Origin of the sequence: Veillonella caviae (assembly GCF_003992125.1) — a bacterium.
GTDB lineage: Bacteria > Bacillota > Negativicutes > Veillonellales > Veillonellaceae > Veillonella > Veillonella caviae.
Genome location: NZ_RQUY01000011.1, coordinates 1 through 19091, shown reverse-complemented (window position 1 = coordinate 19091; position 19091 = coordinate 1). Strand labels below are relative to the sequence as shown.

Below are 19091 nucleotides of genomic sequence, written 5' to 3'. Positions count from 1 at the left end.
ATTAGATCTCCTTAAGAGCTCGTCGTGCCTCTTCACGATCATCAAAGTGAATTGTTTGATCTTTTAAAATTTGATAATCTTCATGACCCTTGCCAGCAATGATAACAATATCCCCAGATTTTGCAGCACCAATAGCATGATTGATAGCATCACGACGGTCTACAATAACTTTATAACTAGTACCATCCCTCAACGCTTCCTTCACACCTACTTCTACATCTTTTACAATTTGTATCGGATCTTCCGTACGTGGATTATCGGATGTTACATAAATGATATCACCATATTTTGCAGCAATACGTCCCATGATTGGACGTTTTGTAGCATCGCGATCACCACCACAACCAAACACTACAATAATGCGTTTTTCTTTAATAGACTGTGCCGTTTGTAATATATTTTCTAAACCATCTGGCGTATGCGCATAATCGACTACAACAGCAAAATCTTGTCCTTCTTCAATAAGTTCAAATCGTCCAGGCACCGCACTAAAAGTTTTAAGAGCCGTGTCAATCGCTTCCATAGAAATACCTTCTTGCAAACAAGCTCCGATGGCAGCCAATGTATTATACACATTGAACAAACCCGTTGTATTCATAGATACGCGATAGATTTCACCATTATATTGTACTGTATAATCACTCATTTTAGTGGACATTTGAATATCACTAGCATTCAATGTACCTTTTCCTTGTGCACTATATGTAATAGTAGGAGCCTTCGTTTTTTGAACTACCCGTTCCCCATAAGCATCATCAATATTAATGACAGCCCCTTTATTAGATTTATGTTGATTAGAACTGCTAACCTGTTCAAATAGTTTACATTTAGCTGCTAAATAATTCTCAAAGGTTTTATGAAAATCTAAATGATCTTGCGTCAAATTAGTAAATACAGCCGTGTCAAATTCAACACCTGCCACACGGCCTAATGCCAACGCATGAGATGATACTTCCATAACACAATAAGTAACACCTTCCTCTACCATTTGATGAAGTATATGTTGTAAATCTACTACATCAGGCGTTGTATTATGAATAGGATAACTAGTATCACCAATCATAATATGAACAGTACCGATAACACCAACCTTATGACCTTGATTCTTCAAAATATGACGAATCATATGGGTAGTTGTAGTTTTACCATTGGTTCCAGTTACACCAATCATGCGCATTTTATTAGCTGGATAATCAAAGAAACTCGGCACTACTACCATCATAGCAGCGCGTGTGTCTTTAACGGTAATCACACACACATCATCATTAACTTGAACCGGTTTTGACACAATTATCGCTACAGCACCTGCTGCAACAGCTTTATCAATATAATCATGTCCATCTACAGTTGCCCCATCTAAGGCAATAAATAAACTGGAATTTGTAACCGCCCGAGAATCCGCAGTTATATCTGTAATTTCCAGATCTTGTGGTCCTATTATAGATGTTACTTCTAATGTTCTAATAATATCTGTTAAGGATTTCATACTATCACTCCTCTATATACACAAATGAAAGCAGCCCCTACGAGCTGCTTTGCCTGCTAGTCTATAATTTGCTGTTTCGTTTGTACATTGCGTTCTGTAGTTGCACTTTTAGTACTATATACAAAAGAATCAGGCAAAACCATCCCCAACTGTTCTACTGCAATCTGTTGAATACGAACTGGAGATTTTAATGATGCCACTTCTACATCAAGTGTATCATTATCCTTTGTTAATTGTACTACAGCAGTCTGTGTTTTAACTACTTCATACCCTAATTTTGTAGTATATGCATTTATAATCATCATAATGAGTACAAACCCAATAAGTACAGCAATCACCTGTACAATCTGTTTCATCACTGGGCTTAAATCAAAAATAATACTAACAGATACTTTTTTTCTTTGTGCCCCTACCAATACATCACTTTTAACGCGGCCCACAACAGGTTTTCTCGCTAGCATTAATTTAACCCCTTCCAATACTACAATTTAATCCCCACTCTGAGTTTTGCACTTCTAGAACGAGGATTTACTTCTACCTCCCCTGTGCTTGGCTCAATAGCCTTATTTTTCGCTTTAATAATTGCTTTATTATGACATACACATACTGGTAATTCTGGCGGACATATACATGAGGTGCTTAACTCTTTGAAAGTTTGTTTTGTAATGCGATCCTCTAAAGAATGAAATGTAATAACACCGATTCTCCCATTTGGCTTTAACATACTTACTGCATCTACAAAACTATCATGCAAAATAGCTAGCTCTCGATTTACTTCAATACGGATGGCTTGGAATGTTCGCTTTGCCGGATGAGGACCATCTTGACGCGCCTTGGCAGGTATTGCCTTTTTGATGATACTCACCAATTCACTAGTTGTTGTAATTCTATGATCATTACGGGCAGCTACAATAAAATCAACAATACGTTTGCCCCACCGTTCTTCACCGTAATCTTTAATAATTCGCAATAAATCCTGTGGTTCATATTCATTAATAACAGCTTCTGCTGTTAATGGTGCCGCCTTATCCATGCGCATATCTAGGGGACCATCATTCATATATGAAAAACCCCGTTCCGGCGTATCTAATTGATAACTGGATACTCCTAAATCAAATATAAATCCATCTACTTCTGTAATCCCATGAGATTCTAAAGCATATTTTAAATTAGAAAAATTAGTCGGTATAGTCATTACTTGGCATCGCAAATCTGACAAACGTTCCCTCGCTACAGCTAAAGCATCTTCATCTTGGTCCAAACCAATAATCATACCTTGTTCGCTAAGACGTTCACCTACGGCATGAGCATGACCCGCGCCCCCCAATGTACAGTCTACATATACACCATCTGGATTTGTCACCACAGAGTCTACCGTTTCATTCAGCAGCACACTGACATGATTAAATTCCACGATATCCTCCTTATAATGTAATACCTTCTAATCCTTCAGCTAAGGATTCTATACTATCTGACACTTCATCGTTATAGTTATCATAACGATGACGACTCCATATTTCTACGTGATCACCAGTACCAATAATCACTACATCTTTTTGTAATTCCGCATGTTCTCGTAACGGATTAGGCACTAGGATACGCCCTTGTTTATCAAATTCAAGCTCTGCTGCACTACCAAAATAAAAACGTTTAACAGCACGAGCATTAGCTTTATTAGTAGATAGTGATTGCAAAGCTTTGGATAGCTCTATCCAGGATGACTCGGTATAAATGGTTATGCAATTATCTAGGCCTTTTGTGAGAACACAATGTTCACCTAGTTGTTCACGTATTTTGGCTGGTATAATCAAACGCCCTTTGGCATCGATTGTATGATTATATTCGCCCATGAACATATGCAACACCTCCTTTGCACCCTTTTTTACCACTATATGGTAAATTTTACCACAATCCCCCACTCGATACAATAAATAATCCGCAAACTATGATAAATTTATGAATTTTTCGTTCTTAACTTCTATTAATCTTTCTTTTTCTCTATTTTTCAACAAATGTATGTTCGCTTTATGTAAAAACCGCGTAGAACAAAGCGTACTACGCGGTCTATAAACAAAAAAGACCTATTAATGTATATCAATACATTAATAGGTCTAATATGTTAACTAGCATATCATATTAAAATTGAGCTTCAATAGCACCTTGTAAATCACCTTTTGGCAAGAAACCAATTTTACGGTCTACTACTTCGCCGTCTTTTAAAATAACGAATGTTGGCAATACCTCTACTTGTAGTGCACGAGCTAATTCTGGTTCTTCATCAGCATTTACTTTTACAAAATTCGCTTTGCCTTCTAATTCGCTAGCAATTTCTTCAACAATTGGCATCATGCGTACACAATAACCGCACCAAGGAGCCCAAAAATCAACTACGGATACACCACCTTGATTCAATAAATCTTGATACTCTGCTGTTTTTAATTCTTTTAATTCGCTCATTATATCCTCCTAGGGCAATTGAACTAATACACAATCTTGAATTACATGTAATCCAGCCTCACTAGCTTTATTAAGAACTGTAGGCTTATCTGCTCCAGGCTGCAACCAAATGGTGTTAATACCTAGTGCTATACACTCATCAATAGCAGCTAAACCAGCCGCCTCGGGTATAACAAAATCTACTACACTAGGTACTACCGGAAGATTAGATAAACTAGGATAACATATATCTCCATCAATATTAGTTACATTAGGGTTTACTGGATAGACTTCATATCCATGGTCTTTCAAACACTTGTAAATCTTATAACCGAACTTTTCGGTCTTATGAGTGGCTCCAATTACAGCCCAAACTTTTTCAGCTAACGCGTCCTGAATAGTCATGTTACCACCTCTTGTATACTATTATAATACAATATCGAAAAATGTCAATTTATTACATCGATTTTTTTAATTACAAATAATAACTTCATATATCGAATATTAATACTGCTAAAAGATACTATAGTAACCATGTGCTAATGTTTTCTTCACAGTATATTTATTACGCTCGTAGTGCATCTATCACGATATTATCTTGATGTAATGCAGGTGTATCTAAGGTGAGTTCTATCAATTCCGCAAGTGATATAACTGGTGCACTACTACGCTCTATAAAACCTGCGAGAACAGCCAATTCACCAATAATACGTTCTGGCATCCATTGCAAAGCTTTTAACTCACGAATGGTAATACTCTTTTGTCGTTTAGACAAACGATAGCCCGCCGAATCAATTAGCAAGGGCGCATGTCCATATATTGGTGGTTGAGCCCCTAACAGCTTATATAAATATAATTGTTGCACCGTAGCATCTAATAAATCATGCCCTCGAATCACTTCAGTAATCCCCATCTTAATATCATCCACAACTACGGCTAAGTTGTAAGCATACATACCATCGCTACGACGCAATACAAAATCATCATTTCCAGATTGCAAAGTAAATACTTGATGTCCTTGATACCTATCATCAAATAGAAAGCTCTGCGTATCTACACGCAAACGATAAGATGGTTTCTTGTCAGTACAAAGCGCAGCTATTGCTTCATTACTAAGCATTCGACAATAACCATCATAATGGTGCCTCACTTCTCCACGATGAGGTGCAGAAGCTATCGACTGTAACCGCGCACGATTACAAAAACAAGGATATATACGTTTTTCTAATGCAAATGATGATAATATTTCATCGTATAATCCTAAGCGCTCACTTTGCCAATAAGACTTCTCTGGTCCTCCTACACGAGGCCCTTCATCCCAAGTGAAACCGAGCCATTCTAAGTCATCTAGCAGCGCCTCTCCATATTCACGTTTGGAACGCTGTAAATCAATATCTTCCATGCGAACTACATAAGTCCCATCCTGTTGTTTTGTAGACAAGAAGGATAAAAGGGCAATCCACACATTACCTAAATGAATATACCCTGTAGGGCTCGGTGCGAATCTTCCTTTCATGTATACTCCTTTTATCCTAAAGAAACAATATTATCAAATAAGTTAGATTCTTTAATCTTAGTTTCATTGCCCATAGAGCAAATATGATTATCTTTCAATACTGATTCTACCACATCAGCTAAAGCCACAATATCTTCAGGTTTGCATGCGATAACTTGTTTGCGGAATTCAACTTTATCAGCAATGTTAGCACCGCTAAAATAGATACCCATAGCACGAGGACCACGCAATGCTGGAGTCATTGGCAAATCAAGACCACTCATAGTACCAATAATGTATTTTCTCATTTCCCGATCAGACAATGTGAAACTACGCAAATATTCAGGCAATTCTTTGTAAACATTATAAGTTTCTACGAGATTTGGATCTCGATAACTACAGAAAATCATATTTCCATCATCAAAGAAGTTCGCAAATGCGCCATATGCACCACCTTGTACACGAATGCGAATCCAAAGGTATTCGTACCGTAAAATTGTTTCCAACACACTCATAGGGCCTACATGTTTAAATCCATGATCGATAAAATTCCCACCTTGTGCTACATACTGTACTTTACCAGCAGTAGCGATACCATCATTACCGAATGTATTTGTCAATTGTAATACATTGTGAGGCAATGACTCCGTACTCCATTCAGATAATAATGGTGTCATCAATTCTGTAAATACAGCCAATTCACCATCTTCACCAACAAACATAATCTCTACATTGTTAGCACGGAAAATCTTTCTTGCCACATCGGATAGTTTATCCGGCAATAGTGGCAATGCTGCAGGATTCGTAGCTAATTCGCTGATTTTTTGATAATACCCTAAATTTCCTGCATCACGGAATTTACCAACCTTAGACACTTGTGCCATAACACGTTGGCTTACAATAGTATTGCCACGTCGGAATGCTTCATTATCCCAAATCGCTTTATTTTCTTGCACCAGTTCCGTCAATCTGTTTACATCGCTATAATCAGCATAATGAATCACATCGTTTACAATGCGACATAAATCTGGTAATTTAGCATGTAATGCTTTACTACGCACAATCATAAGTGGCGTAAACTCATCTCGCTTACCATCTTTGGCTATAGCTGTAATATCGGAACTAAGACCACCAAGATTTAGATTGATATCCTTTGCCACATCTGCGTAAGGGCGAGTTGTATCAATACGACCTATAATATCACTTAAAATATCTGCATAGAATAGTTCTTCTTCAGTGAGTCCATCTAAATGAAAATAGTAGGCTACATAATTAATGCCTTTTGTAAAAGTTGGCACAAAATGAACTTTCGTTGCACCAATTGTACTTTCACAGCGTTCTACTTCCTCAATGTAAGGATTTAAATCAGATAATTCCAATAACGGAATAGATGCTAACGCCTCTTCACTATCTGGAGTTTCTTGCCGAATTTTCAAACGTTTCGTTTGCTCAACAATCGCTTCTAACTCATCTTGAGACATAGAAGATTTGATATTAGCCAATTGTTCTTTTACATCTCGATCTTTTTTCTCTTGTAATCCACATTCTGGATACATGGACACAAGGGCTTTATGATTGTTTTCTAAAATAGAATGACGAATCAAATCTTCAAAATATGTGCCGTGCAAGCCTTTACGAATATTTTTTAAACCTTCTTCGTAATGTAATAATTCTAATGGATCATTACCATATAACCAATTATCCATCATGCGGATTACATAAGCTAAACCAATAGGACGGCCACCGAAATCATTTTCGCGCAACGCAAATTCTATGCTATTCAAAGAAGCTTCAAGTAATTCTTTGTCGATACCTTCTTCACATAACTTTGTCAACGTAGCCTCAACAATGGATTGTAACTCCATTTGCTTATCCATATTAGAACCCGATGCATGAACAGCCCACATAGGTTGACGGATGCTATCTAAATAATAGCCACTCACGTCAGAACCAATCCCTGCCTTCACCAATACCTGTTTTAAAGGTGCTGCTGGAGATGTTAATAATGCATGCGTTAATACCTCAAAAGCAAGACTTTGCTCTGGTGTCACAGCAGGCAATACATAAGCTAATGCATGTAACGTACGATTATCGATACTTTCATCAGAACCAATACTATACGGATAAGTAACGATTTTACCTTCATTGAAAGGAGCCTGTAAAGTTACCTCAGTATCAACCTCAATAGCATCAAAATGACTCAAATATTCATCGTTAATAAAACGCAATTGTTCTTCAATATCCATGGTACCATAGAGGAAAATATAGCTATTAGACGGATGGTAATGAGTGCGGTAGAATTCTTGGAAACCTTCATAAGTCAATTCAGGGATGACATCAGGATTACCTCCAGAATCTACACCATACGTAGTATCTGGGAACAATTCATGCATCAATTCCCGTTCTAATATAGAATCAGGAGAAGAATAGACACCTTTCATTTCATTGAATACGACGCCCTTATAGGTCAACTCGTCATCAACGTTTTCCAATTCATAATGCCAACCTTCTTGCATAAGAATTTCTGGATCATTTGCAGCCCGAGGATAGAATACCGCATCTAAGTACACATCCATCAAATTGTGGAAGTCCTTATCATTCTTGCTAGCCACAGGATACATGGTTTTATCCGGGTACGTCATAGCATTCAAGAATGTATTCAATGAGCCTTTGACGAGTTCTACAAATGGTTCTTTTAAAGGAAATTTACGAGAACCACACAATACAGAATGTTCCATAATATGTGCCACCCCAGTACTATCTTGTGGTGTTGTACGGAACGCAATATTAAATACTTTGTTTGAATCAGGTGAATCTATATAAATAAGACGGGCACCAGATTTTTCATGCTTCATCTCATAAGCAGTGCCATTGATTTCTTCGATTCGCTCTATTCGATTAAGGCGAAAGCCAGAATAAATTTTATTTAATTCCATACTGTCCCTTCTTTCACAAATACATCTTACATTAATATATGTATAAAATAATTTTAAATCCTAACAGTTTATTATACCACATCGATAACTTTAAAACTATTTTCAAGAATAATTATCAAAATAATACAAAAGAACACCTCCCAACGAAGGTGTTCTTTTGTATTATAACTTATGATTTACCTGCCACTTTTTATTTCGCCGACTTGTCAGCAAACCTTCTAAGACAACTTCAAAATGGTCAAAACTCAAAGTGTACGGCGCATACATATCAGGTACTACTTTATAAGAAATAGTCACTTCCGACGTATCATAATTATAAAAAATACCATGCAAATTACTCACCGTTGTATATCCAGTTTGGGCTTGCTCTAATGTAGGGATAGGCTGAGTCTTAAGATTTGCCAATAAGTCTGCAATAAAACCTTCTTTGCGGCCTTGATCATTAAGCATTTCATCCATAAAAGTACGTAGACTATCCATATTGATATTAGCCTCGTTCGTTTAACAACAATCCATTATGAATAACGCGAACAGCGTCTTTTACGCGATCTTCTGCAACGAGACAAGAGATACTGATTTCAGAAGTACTGATAATCTCAATGTTAATACCTTCTTTACTAAGAATATCAAACATTTGAGCCGCTACGCCTGGTTGACCTAACATACCAGCACCGATGATAGATACTTTTGCCATTTTTTCATCAATATTTACAGCTTCGATATCAATAGATTGTTGTAATTGATTTAAAACATCACGAGTTAATACAACATCATCAAGCGCAACTGTAAAGATAAGGTCCGTTTTAGGTTCCCCTTTAGCACGGATAGATTGTACGATCATATCTACGTCTACATTTTTATCAGCCAAAGCTTTGAATACTGTTGCTGCAATGCCTGGTTTGTTTTCAACCCCTACGAGGGCTACTTTTGCTGTATTAGTGTCATCGGCTACGCCTGTAATTACGTGTTTATTTGTTTCCACAGTATAATCCTCCCGAATAATAGTGCCTGTATTATCGCTGAAAGTAGAACGTACATGAATTGGTACGCCATAACGGAACCCCATTTCAACGGCGCGAGGTTGCATAACGCCAGCACCGAGACGAGCCATTTCTAACATTTCGCCGTATGTAACTTCTTCTAATTTGAAAGCCTCTTTTGCTACGCGAGGATCAGTAGAGTATACACCTTCTACATCGGTGAAAATTTCACACACATCAGCTTTCATAGCACCGGCTAAAGCAACTGCGGTTGTGTCAGAACCACCGCGGCCTAATGTTACCATATCACCATATTCCGTAATACCTTGGAAGCCTGCTACTACAACGATATTACCTTCATCTAATGCTTCAAATACGCGATCAGGATCAACGCCTAAAATGCGGCCTTTGTTAAAGCTATCGCTACTTGTAATACCTGCTTGATCACCTGTTAAGGACACAGATTTTTGACCGCGTTCAGCAAATGCCATCGCCATCAAAGCAATAGTCACTTGCTCACCAGTGGATAACAAACGGTCCATTTCACGACCATATGGTTTAGATGTTACTTGCTTTGCCAATGCAACTAAATCATCTGTAGTGTCACCCATAGCAGATACGACTACGACGATACGGTCATCTTCTTTTTTTTCACGAAGGACGCGATCGACGATATTAAATATTTTTTCAGGCGTAGCAACGGAACTACCACCAAATTTTTTAACGATTAAGGCCACAATAATCCCTCATTTACCATTGTCAACTAAAAAATAACATGCATATACTTTACCACAAAACAAATAGCACTGTAAAGGGATTAAGGTATTAAATTCCACTCTAGAAAAACAAAGTTCTATTTTATGCAGACATATTATAATATGATTATAGTTACTTATAAACTATGTTACGAACAATATTATATGATTATTTTACAGCCTCTAGTTATGTAGAATTCAAACTGCAAAATACCTCTGACTATGTAAAATTCAAAACTGCCAAATATACTATAATATAATACAAAAGCCAGCCCTAAGGCTGGCCTTTACTAGTCGATTATTCAACAACGATATCTTTTTCAGATTCCCACAAACCGTGGATATTGCAAAGAGATACAGCAATCAATTTACCAGATTTTTTCAAAGAAACTGCTAATGTACCTTCAGAGATAGCATGTACAGGACCTTCATTCGCTGTTGCACCATCACCATGGATGTTGAAGTTTACAGCACCAATTTCGTAAGGCAATTGAGTGCCTTCTGCTACGAAATACAATTTAATCCAATCAATGTGATGTTCTACAGTGTTTGGATGAGCAATGTCTTTGCCAACGGACAAAGTAACGTGGAATGTTTCACCAGCTTTTACAGTGTCAACAGTTTCGATAACAGGAACGTGTTTTTCAGAAGCGAAATCGCCAGATTTAATGTAATCATGAATAGCCATAGTGTTAACCTCCTGGTTAAAAATTATATACATACTATGTGTATTAAAAACTTAACTTATGACTATATTATACATTTTCGATATAGATTGTGCAAGGACTTTTTCTAAAATTTTAGATATAGTTTTTTGAAAGATAGAAGTTTATCCCACTCCACTGCCTTGTTCGCCTTAACGGTGGAAAAAGTCGTGGGAGGAGCCCCTATCTTTCTCTCTATATATGTTATCTAAAATTTTAGAATGGAATTCCTTTGATGGCACTTACAGGAAAATCTTACGGTTAAAACTCAATTCCTTTTGCCGCCTTAATACCGTTCTGGTAAGCGTGTTTTACTACATTCATTTCGGTAACGGTGTCGGCTAAGTCGATGATTTCTGGTTTAGCATAACGCCCTGTAAGGATGAGGTGTAATCGTTTTGGTTTATTCCGAAGCATATGAACTACTTCGTCGACGGAGATAAGATTGTAATTGATGGCGTTGTTGATTTCGTCCATGACGATGAGGTCCCATTTGTCGGAGTTAACTTCGTCCACTAGGGTTTGCCACGCTTCTTGAGCAGCGGTTTTGTGTTTTTTTAGTTCTTCTGGGCTTACTTCATCCCGTTTATAGTAGATAAAGCCTTTCCCCATAGATTTTATGGTTACTGCATCGCCTAAACGTTTTAAGCCTTCTAATTCGCCATAGCCATTGCCACTTTTGATAAATTGTAGAATCAAAACCTTTAATCCTTGTCCAACAGCACGTAAAACAACACCGAGGGCTGCTGTGGTTTTACCTTTACCATTACCAGTATTTACAAGAATTAATCCACGTTCACTCATGTCTACTTCTCCCCTCATACGGTGCAAAAAGAATATTATTTTTGTCCGTTTTTATATACTTCACAGCGGTCCACGAAATGGCGTGCCCCTTCTTGAGATCCTGCAAAATTTAGGTGTAAATAGGACGCCAAAACATTATCGGTAGCGTAACCACCATCATAGGATTGTGGTTTGCGGCCCCCTTCTAAATGGAATGCCCACGGGAACGCCTCAATAGTTGGCTCCATAGTGGAAAAATGGAATTCATGACCTCGTAAAGATGTATTCACAGGACCCAGTAAGGTATCTCGTTTTGCTACCGCCGTTACATAGCCTACCTTTTGTAAGCTTTGCTGCATAATGCAATTAGCAGGAACAACTCCAACCGTATCATACGCACAGCCTTCAAAATCGTGGATTTGTTCACACAAATACATGAGGCCCCCACACTCCGCGTAAATCGGCATATGTCGTTTGTTTGCATTTACAATGGATTCTTTCATGGAAATGTTAGCTGACAGCTGTTCTAAGAACATTTCTGGAAAACCACCACCAAATACGAGACCATCTACATCAGGTATAGACTTGTCTTGTAAAGGACTAAAATAAACGAGTTCTGCCCCCTCCGCTTCTAACGCAGCAAGGCTGGCTGGATAGTAAAAGGAAAACGCCTCATCATAAGCAACACCAATTTTAGCTCGTTTACTTTCACCTGCATGAGTTGTGTCATTATAAATAGCCATAGGTTCTGCACTGACAACCACTTCATAAAGAGCATCTAAATCAACCATTTTTTCTACAGCACCGCGAATAGTAGCAATAGCCTCAGTAGGATCAATTTCTGTAACAGGTGTCAACCCCAGATGGCGTTCAGGAGAATGCATGCGATCATCACGACGAATAGCACCTAATACAGGAATCCCAATTTTTGCCATCCCATCACGCACCATTCGTTCATGATTATCAGAACCAAGGCGATTAAGTATAACCCCTCTAAAATCGACGTCCTTATCATAATCACGGAAACCAAGAGCAATAGCAGCGGCACTTTCACCCATAGCCTTACAATCAATGACAAGAATCACTGGGGCTCCCAATTGTTTCGCAATCTGTGCTGTACTGCTCACGCCTTCGCGACCGCCATCATAGAGTCCCATCACGCCTTCAATAATAGCAAGATCTGCGTCATGTGCCATAGAAGCAAAGAAATTTGGCATTTTACTAGGTGGTACTAGCCAGGTATCTAAATTATAACTATCACGGCCGGATGCAATTTTATGAAAGCCCGGATCAATATAATCCGGGCCCACTTTAAAGGATTGCACCCCATGACCACTAGCATGATACGCTGCGAGTAACCCCGCAACGATAGTAGTTTTACCTACGCCGGAATTTGTACCAGCAATAACAACCCGTGGAATGGGTACAGTTTTCATATGTATTACCTCTTACTCATAAAGAGAATCTGTATATCTAATATAAACTCTATATAAAAGCGTTGTTAGCCTATATAGACATTACCATTAGCGATCCTTGCGTTTTGCTAAGATAGTAGATAAATAGTTTAATTTTGTATCTTTCGGCATATTATCAAGGCCTACAAATACTTGCTCATCAGGCAAACCTACACGGCTAATCATTACTGCATCATCAGCCATATCATGTTTTACCAATGTTTCTTGCACTTCATCAAAGTTTTTATATACTTTCATGATAACCGCATCATCAGCTACAGCGAGAACAGCATCGATTTTTTCCTTTGGTGCCGTAGCAGGTACAATAGCCAATACTTCCTCTTTTTCTACAATTGGATAACCAAGATGAGAGCCAATAGCACAGAATGCAGTGATGCCCGGAATTGTTTCAATTTCATACCCTGTATTTTCAATAAGGCGGTACACATACATGTATGTACTGTAAAACATTGGATCCCCTAAGGTAAGAAATACAACATTTTTACCTTGCTCCAAATAGGATACGATAATTTGTTGCGCTTCTTTCCAACCTTCTGCTTGTGTTTCTTCATTGAGAACCATTGGGAATACAACAGGTACAATTTCTGTATGCTCTTGAATATATGGTTTCGCAATATCCAATGCTACAGAACCATCTTTTTTTTCAGTTTTAGGGGTAATAATAATATCTGCTTCGCCCACAATACGTGCAGCTTTCACAGTCATTAATTCTGGATCCCCAGGGCCTACGCCAATGCCATATAATTTACCTTTCATGGTGATTCTCCTATCTATTAGTATATGTTCAAACACATTTATTATACCTAATTTATGCACTATATACAAAGGAATTTCCTTTACAGTCTTGCAAATTGTGAAAGTATTCACCAATTCTATGCATCATCGCTTCACGAAAAACCTCATACATTGTGTACATTATAGGTACGTAGATATATTATTTCACAGTAGGAATCTCAGGACGATGATGACTGCGTTTGCCATATATATCATCAATACAATCTTGTACATGTTGACAGAAAATATCTTGTATAGAAGTATACTCACCAAGTGCTTGATGCATAGCCTCTACATCATAACCACCATCTTGAAGTACATTAATAACACTGTCCTCCTCATCACCGAACAAGTCATTCTGCGCATGGTCTCCCAATACGAGTAACAATGGATGTACATAAATCTTATTAGGCCGTTTACCATCCATCCATTCCCATGGCAAAGCTACATCCTCTACATAGGGTGCATTTTCCAAGGTAGCTACACGAACATGACCTAGACCGTTACGAATCAATTGATATTGCAAATAACCATAGCTAGAATTGCCAGAGCTCAAACCACCATGGCCGACAAACAACAATCCATCATCTTTAGAAATGTTTAATGGTTTTATAAATTTATCGATGAGAATTTGGTAATCATTGGGATGTTCCTCTTGCCCTATGTAATATACCAATGGTCGACCTACACGAAGTACTTGTAATTGACCTTCCCCTTCATGAGCGAGAATATTTCGTTTTAATTTATCAAATTCTTCACCACCAGTAAAATGTAATGGTTGTACATAAACGTGCGTATATCCTTCAGCGATAAGAGATTCCAATGCACCTTGCTCTGTAAGAATATGGATACCACGGTCACGCAATCTTTTCACGATAATGCGGGATGAAAATGCTAATCGCACTTCGTAATCAGGGAATTTCTCAGCAATACGCGATACCACTGTATCAATATGATATTCCCGAGCCGTGTCCACAGTGGAACCAAAAGCAACAACTAAAATAGCTTGTTTCATATATATCTCCTTATGATAAATCAATCTAATACTCATCATACCATAGTCATACATCGATGAGGATACCACCCCACGTATGATAAAAGCTATTATAACAATTTTTCATAGACTATAAATCTTAATTTCACTTATGATTATTTCAGCTTTCTTTAGTGATACAACTCCAATCTATACGTGACGAAACATCCGCCCCGAAGAGCGGATGTTTCACAAGGAGAGTTATGAAAATGTGTAGATATGAGCAAGATATTATCCGTCATACATGAGCTATGACAGTATTCTATATAAATTAGGAAATCATACTTTGAACTTCCATACGAGAAGATGTCATCATTGGCTGTACTGATTCAGCTCGTGAATTACGTTTGCGATCAGACATGCGCACTGCTTGACCTAAGTGTTTCAAGAATAAGTCTTGCACATATGGGTTTTCACCGAGGCCTTCATTCCAAATATCTACATTATAACCTTCTTCGGCAAGTAATGCGTAAATAGAATCAGATCGTTCACCGCCTAGATAATCCATCAAATGAGCAGAACCAATCAATGCCAATGGTACAACTAACACATCTTGGTGCCCCATTCGGTCTACTAAGGTAAGAGCTTGTTTAAACGTAGGAAATCCATTAGTAGTAAATACCGCTACATTCGGTGCAGCTCCATACATAGCTTTTAATTGCAATGTGGAAAACTCCAATTGATTTTGACCATTCGCCATTAAGATGATGGATTTATTCAACGCTTTCGTATTTACATGGCGTAAAATACCATCTAAGGTTGCCTCGTAATCATCAGCATAATTTTTAATACCAAGAGATGTTAACAGTGGTTTACCAATGCTAATTTGAGTGAAGCCATACTCACTGCTGTGTAAAAATTTAAGTGCTTGTTTACGCATTTGTTGATAACATTGATCCGCCACTAATGTAATCGGTTGAATGTACACTTCATCAATACCCATGCGATTAAACTCTTGCATGACTTCTGTAAAAGAAGAAATATGCTCATCATATTTATCATTCCATTTATCCACCAATGCATCGGACAAAAATACGCGGCGCACTTCCATATTACTATACAATGTGCGTACTTTAGATTCTATTACGCCAATAGACGTATTAACAGCTTCTTTATAAATGGATCCAAAAGATGCAATAATAATACCTTTCATATGTGACCTCCATATACCAACCTATATGAAATAATCTTCATTTAAATGAAAATTACTATCAATTACTATGTATTAATAGTACATGATTGGTGAATATAAGTCAATGAGAAATATTATCATAGAGTTGGTTCTTATATAGGAGTCTATGTCCCTTTAAAATGAAGATAAACAATTCCCACATCATATAAATTAAATATTTCTTAAATTGCAATATGAAATTGAACAGTATCCAAATCTACAATTCTATTAACTTCTTCAAGAAAAACATCCAAAGGGGTTCTATAATTTAGAAGCTTGCGTGGCAAATTATTACACCATTGAAGTGTTCGTTGAATTGTTTCCTCTGAAACGGCTTTTATTGGCATTCCTTTCGGTATACATCTACGAAGTAAACCATTATGCCGTTCGTTCGACCCACGTTCCCAAGCAGAATAAGGTCGAGCAAAATAAATAGACAAAGTTTCATTTTCTAAATCAGATATCTCTGAAAACTCTAAACCGTTATCTGCAGTTATTGTTTTACATAAGCAGGCTAGATTAACATCTTTAAACGTATTTAACCATGTATGCAGTGTTTCTTTTACATCAGTAGCCCGTGCTGATGGTCATCGTAAAGCCACATACAATCTGCTTTTACGCTCAAGTAAAGAGATTAAAACATGGTCTGTCTTATCTTTTGTTCCACTGACGGTATCTAATTCCCAATGCCCGAATTCCTCGCGCGTTTCAATCTTAGGATCACGAAGTTCTATGGATTTACCAAGTTCTCGCTTATGTTTTCTAGAAATAGATTTTCGTTGGGAACGCCGTACTACCAATGGTAAATCAATTGCTTTTATACCTAATACACCTTTGTGAAGATAGTTATATAAAGTTTTAGCACAAACAAACCCTTATGTTTAGCATATCCAACAGCAGCATCAAAGGACCAATGATCATTTAGAACTTTGCTTTCAATCCAATTTATAAAAGATTCTATAGCACCAACTCTCATGGTATTAAAGGAGCCCATACGTTGTCTTTCATAGGTTGCCTGTCCAGAATCAGCTAAATATACAAGTTGAGATGTACCTTGTCGAATTTGAATTACAGTACCGCGTTTTAATTCTGTATAAATAGTTGTTCTAGAACGACCCAGTGCACGTGAAATTGCAGTAATACTATCTCCTAGAACAATTCTATTTTCTAAATAAAATCGTTCTTCGAAGTTTAAGTGTTTGTTTATGCGTAATGTCGTGTTATGATTATTGTAGTCCATAGTGATTACCTCGGTTAGATTATGTTTGGTCACTTAAATCATAACACAAGGTTCACTATGGATTTTTTAGTTGTTCAATTTCATTCTACAATTAAGCAAAATTATAAGATATAAAAATACATGAGTATACATACTATTTACTTTGTAACCCACGATAAGCAAATTCGAAAATAATACGCTGAGCTTCTAACCACTGATCACTCTGAGACCACTTATATTGTTTATTAACGGCATATAGTCCGTGTACTAAAAATAAAAAAATAGATACGCCCACATCAAATGAAACCCCAAGCGCTTCTGCCATAACGAGCCCTTGTCGATCCTTTTCACACTGTATAATGCGTTTTAATACATACTCTGAAATTTGTTCATCCAAAAATAAAGGTAAATACTTTTTATGTCGTATTATACGCTGGCACAATGGCAGTCTATCAAAAATAGAATCGTATGCTTCTCTCAACGAAACAGAATTAGAAGCAGCTGATAAGGTGTTAGCTATAGTTTGTAAATTGTTGTTATCTACCATTCCTGGCTTTGAATAAGCGATTGCATCATCCACTAAATCATCAACAATCTCCATGATATTACTATAGTGTAAATAAAAAGTAGAACGAGTTATACCTGACGTTTTACACAACAATGTTACTGTTATAGACTCAAAAGAATGGTTCTTTAAACAACTAAGCACCCCTTCTTTTAACAACATACGTGTCATTTCTTTTCGAGTTATCATAAAACCTCCAATATAGACACTTTTATACAATATGTCTATTAATAAACAGAGTGTTAATTATTGTTGAGACTAGTATAACAAAACAAGGTACACTAATTCTAGAGATTACAAATAATAATCTATTCAATTAAATCAATAATAATTCAATTAAGGAGATAACTATGACACAATATACTCACATTCGAAATGCAACGGGAAAATTAACAATAAAAAACACAACATTTCTTATTGATCCATTCTTAGCACCAAAAGATACTTATCCTGGCTTTGAAGGAACATTTAACTACCAGCAAAGAATGCCTATAATTGATTTGCCTGTATCAATGGATGAGCTATTAAACGATGTAACAGCAGTAATAGTTACACATACACACCTTGATCATTGGGATGATACGGCAATCAATTCTATTCCAAAATCACTTCCTATTTTTGTACAAAATACAGCGGACAAAGAACTTATTACTTCACAAGGCTTTATCGATGTACGCATCATTTTTGAAAGTCTGGAGTTTAATGGTATCACATTAAGAAAAACAGGTGGCTCACACGGCACTGTAGAAATGTATGCCAATCCAGTTCTCGCACCATTAGCAGGCGATGCGATGGGCGTTATTTTTGAAGCAGCAGACGAACCAACTGTGTACCTTGTAGGCGATACAGTTTGGACAAGTGATGTAGAGAAGGCCCTCCTTCGCTTCGACCCTAACGTTATTATTATGAACACTGGATATGCTCAAATTTTAGGCTTTGAAGATAGTATTATTATGGGTACAAAAGATATTGGCCGCATGGTGGTACGCAAACCAGAGGCTAAAATCATTGCGGTTCACATGGATACAGTTAATCATACTGCAACAAGTCGTAAGGATGTGCGCAAATTTATCAAAGGCACCAACATTGAAAGCCATGTAGCAGTGCCTGAAGATGGTGAAACCATCACACTTTAATAGGTCTAAAACAATTAGTACATTATACTACGGCTAATACAAGACTAGTAAAAAATCTATCCACAAACAATCAGAACCACCCGTAAAACGGGTGGTTTGCTCACGGGCTATAAGCCCGTAATGCTAGGCCAGCGTCTAAAGGC

The 19091-nt window shown here is 37.3% G+C and carries 18 protein-coding genes and 1 pseudogene; 1 reads left to right on the top strand and 18 read right to left on the bottom strand.

The window, feature by feature from the left end; all coding sequences use genetic code 11:
• Position 1: 1 nt before the first annotated feature.
• The 18 genes and pseudogenes from EO120_RS05175 to EO120_RS05090 all read right to left on the bottom strand — a co-directional run bounded on the left by EO120_RS05175 (position 2) and on the right by EO120_RS05090 (position 18001).
• A complete protein-coding gene (locus EO120_RS05175; protein ID WP_127134416.1) occupies positions 2–1486 on the bottom strand; it encodes a UDP-N-acetylmuramoyl-L-alanyl-D-glutamate--2,6-diaminopimelate ligase in 1485 nt (494 codons plus the stop codon).
• Between the two features lie 56 nt (positions 1487–1542).
• On the bottom strand, positions 1543–1947 hold the full coding sequence (locus tag EO120_RS05170; protein WP_127134415.1) for a septum formation initiator family protein: 405 nt from the start codon (positions 1945–1947) through the stop codon (positions 1543–1545).
• Between the two features lie 20 nt (positions 1948–1967).
• Entirely contained in the window at positions 1968–2900 is a 933-nt protein-coding gene (gene rsmH, locus EO120_RS05165; protein WP_127134414.1) for a 16S rRNA (cytosine(1402)-N(4))-methyltransferase RsmH, read from the bottom strand.
• Between the two features lie 10 nt (positions 2901–2910).
• Positions 2911–3342 carry a division/cell wall cluster transcriptional repressor MraZ gene (gene mraZ, locus EO120_RS05160; RefSeq protein ID WP_127134413.1) on the bottom strand — a complete coding sequence of 144 codons (432 nt, stop codon included), beginning with the start codon at positions 3340–3342 and terminating at the stop codon, positions 2911–2913.
• Positions 3343–3622: 280 nt separating this feature from the next.
• Entirely contained in the window at positions 3623–3943 is a 321-nt protein-coding gene (gene trxA / locus EO120_RS05155) for a thioredoxin (protein ID WP_127134412.1), read from the bottom strand.
• A gap of 9 nt (positions 3944–3952) precedes the next feature.
• A complete protein-coding gene (locus tag EO120_RS05150; RefSeq protein WP_127134411.1) occupies positions 3953–4327 on the bottom strand; it encodes a CoA-binding protein in 375 nt (124 codons plus the stop codon).
• A 160-nt stretch (positions 4328–4487) separates the two neighbouring features.
• Positions 4488–5438, bottom strand: a complete 951-nt coding sequence (gene gluQRS, locus EO120_RS05145; protein ID WP_127134410.1) for a tRNA glutamyl-Q(34) synthetase GluQRS — start codon at positions 5436–5438, stop codon at positions 4488–4490.
• Between the two features lie 11 nt (positions 5439–5449).
• Positions 5450–8353 (bottom strand): insulinase family protein, encoded by a 2904-nt coding sequence (locus EO120_RS05140; protein ID WP_127134409.1) that lies wholly within the window; start codon positions 8351–8353, stop codon positions 5450–5452.
• Positions 8354–8515: 162 nt separating this feature from the next.
• Positions 8516–8833 carry a hypothetical protein gene (locus EO120_RS05135; protein ID WP_127134408.1) on the bottom strand — a complete coding sequence of 106 codons (318 nt, stop codon included), beginning with the start codon at positions 8831–8833 and terminating at the stop codon, positions 8516–8518.
• Positions 8834–8840: 7 nt separating this feature from the next.
• A complete protein-coding gene (locus EO120_RS05130) occupies positions 8841–10070 on the bottom strand; it encodes an aspartate kinase (RefSeq protein WP_127134407.1) in 1230 nt (409 codons plus the stop codon).
• A gap of 316 nt (positions 10071–10386) precedes the next feature.
• Positions 10387–10776: a class II SORL domain-containing protein gene (locus EO120_RS05125; RefSeq protein WP_127134406.1), complete on the bottom strand. Its 390-nt coding sequence runs from the start codon at positions 10774–10776 to the stop codon at positions 10387–10389.
• Positions 10777–11053: 277 nt separating this feature from the next.
• A complete protein-coding gene (gene cobO / locus EO120_RS05120) occupies positions 11054–11596 on the bottom strand; it encodes a cob(I)yrinic acid a,c-diamide adenosyltransferase (protein ID WP_127134405.1) in 543 nt (180 codons plus the stop codon).
• 35 nt (positions 11597–11631) lie between these two features.
• Positions 11632–13011, bottom strand: coding sequence for a cobyrinic acid a,c-diamide synthase CobB (locus tag EO120_RS05115; RefSeq protein WP_127134404.1), 1380 nt, complete (start codon positions 13009–13011; stop codon positions 11632–11634).
• Positions 13012–13098: 87 nt separating this feature from the next.
• A complete protein-coding gene (gene cobI / locus EO120_RS05110) occupies positions 13099–13806 on the bottom strand; it encodes a precorrin-2 C(20)-methyltransferase (RefSeq protein WP_127134403.1) in 708 nt (235 codons plus the stop codon).
• Positions 13807–13984: 178 nt separating this feature from the next.
• A complete protein-coding gene (locus EO120_RS05105) occupies positions 13985–14839 on the bottom strand; it encodes a sirohydrochlorin cobaltochelatase (RefSeq protein ID WP_127134402.1) in 855 nt (284 codons plus the stop codon).
• A gap of 289 nt (positions 14840–15128) precedes the next feature.
• Entirely contained in the window at positions 15129–16010 is an 882-nt protein-coding gene (locus EO120_RS05100) for a sirohydrochlorin cobaltochelatase (RefSeq protein WP_127134401.1), read from the bottom strand.
• 200 nt (positions 16011–16210) lie between these two features.
• Positions 16211–17268: pseudogene (locus EO120_RS05095) on the bottom strand (IS30 family transposase).
• Between the two features lie 133 nt (positions 17269–17401).
• Positions 17402–18001: a TetR/AcrR family transcriptional regulator gene (locus EO120_RS05090; protein ID WP_127134400.1), complete on the bottom strand. Its 600-nt coding sequence runs from the start codon at positions 17999–18001 to the stop codon at positions 17402–17404.
• 161 nt (positions 18002–18162) lie between these two features.
• On the opposite strand from EO120_RS05090, the gene EO120_RS05085 reads away from it, so the two are divergent.
• Positions 18163–18948: an MBL fold metallo-hydrolase gene (locus EO120_RS05085; protein ID WP_127134399.1), complete on the top strand. Its 786-nt coding sequence runs from the start codon at positions 18163–18165 to the stop codon at positions 18946–18948.
• Positions 18949–19091: the final 143 nt, after the last annotated feature.

What these genes read in the sequence shown, in the direction of transcription:
- EO120_RS05135 (WP_127134408.1), bottom strand. Translation starts at nt 8,833, where the DNA reads ATGGATAGTCTACGTACTTTTATGGATGAAATGCTTAATGATCAAGGC.
- EO120_RS05100 (WP_127134401.1), bottom strand. Translation starts at nt 16,010, where the DNA reads ATGAAAGGTATTATTATTGCATCTTTTGGATCCATTTATAAAGAAGCT.
- mraZ (WP_127134413.1), bottom strand. Translation starts at nt 3,342, where the DNA reads ATGTTCATGGGCGAATATAATCATACAATCGATGCCAAAGGGCGTTTG.
- EO120_RS05150 (WP_127134411.1), bottom strand. Translation starts at nt 4,327, where the DNA reads ATGACTATTCAGGACGCGTTAGCTGAAAAAGTTTGGGCTGTAATTGGA.
- gluQRS (WP_127134410.1), bottom strand. Translation starts at nt 5,438, where the DNA reads ATGAAAGGAAGATTCGCACCGAGCCCTACAGGGTATATTCATTTAGGT.
- EO120_RS05140 (WP_127134409.1), bottom strand. Translation starts at nt 8,353, where the DNA reads ATGGAATTAAATAAAATTTATTCTGGCTTTCGCCTTAATCGAATAGAG.
- EO120_RS05170 (WP_127134415.1), bottom strand. Translation starts at nt 1,947, where the DNA reads ATGCTAGCGAGAAAACCTGTTGTGGGCCGCGTTAAAAGTGATGTATTG.
- EO120_RS05090 (WP_127134400.1), bottom strand. Translation starts at nt 18,001, where the DNA reads ATGATAACTCGAAAAGAAATGACACGTATGTTGTTAAAAGAAGGGGTG.
- EO120_RS05105 (WP_127134402.1), bottom strand. Translation starts at nt 14,839, where the DNA reads ATGAAACAAGCTATTTTAGTTGTTGCTTTTGGTTCCACTGTGGACACG.
- EO120_RS05115 (WP_127134404.1), bottom strand. Translation starts at nt 13,011, where the DNA reads ATGAAAACTGTACCCATTCCACGGGTTGTTATTGCTGGTACAAATTCC.
- EO120_RS05175 (WP_127134416.1), bottom strand. Translation starts at nt 1,486, where the DNA reads ATGAAATCCTTAACAGATATTATTAGAACATTAGAAGTAACATCTATA.
- EO120_RS05125 (WP_127134406.1), bottom strand. Translation starts at nt 10,776, where the DNA reads ATGGCTATTCATGATTACATTAAATCTGGCGATTTCGCTTCTGAAAAA.
- cobI (WP_127134403.1), bottom strand. Translation starts at nt 13,806, where the DNA reads ATGAAAGGTAAATTATATGGCATTGGCGTAGGCCCTGGGGATCCAGAA.
- cobO (WP_127134405.1), bottom strand. Translation starts at nt 11,596, where the DNA reads ATGAGTGAACGTGGATTAATTCTTGTAAATACTGGTAATGGTAAAGGT.
- trxA (WP_127134412.1), bottom strand. Translation starts at nt 3,943, where the DNA reads ATGAGCGAATTAAAAGAATTAAAAACAGCAGAGTATCAAGATTTATTG.
- EO120_RS05085 (WP_127134399.1), top strand. Translation starts at nt 18,163, where the DNA reads ATGACACAATATACTCACATTCGAAATGCAACGGGAAAATTAACAATA.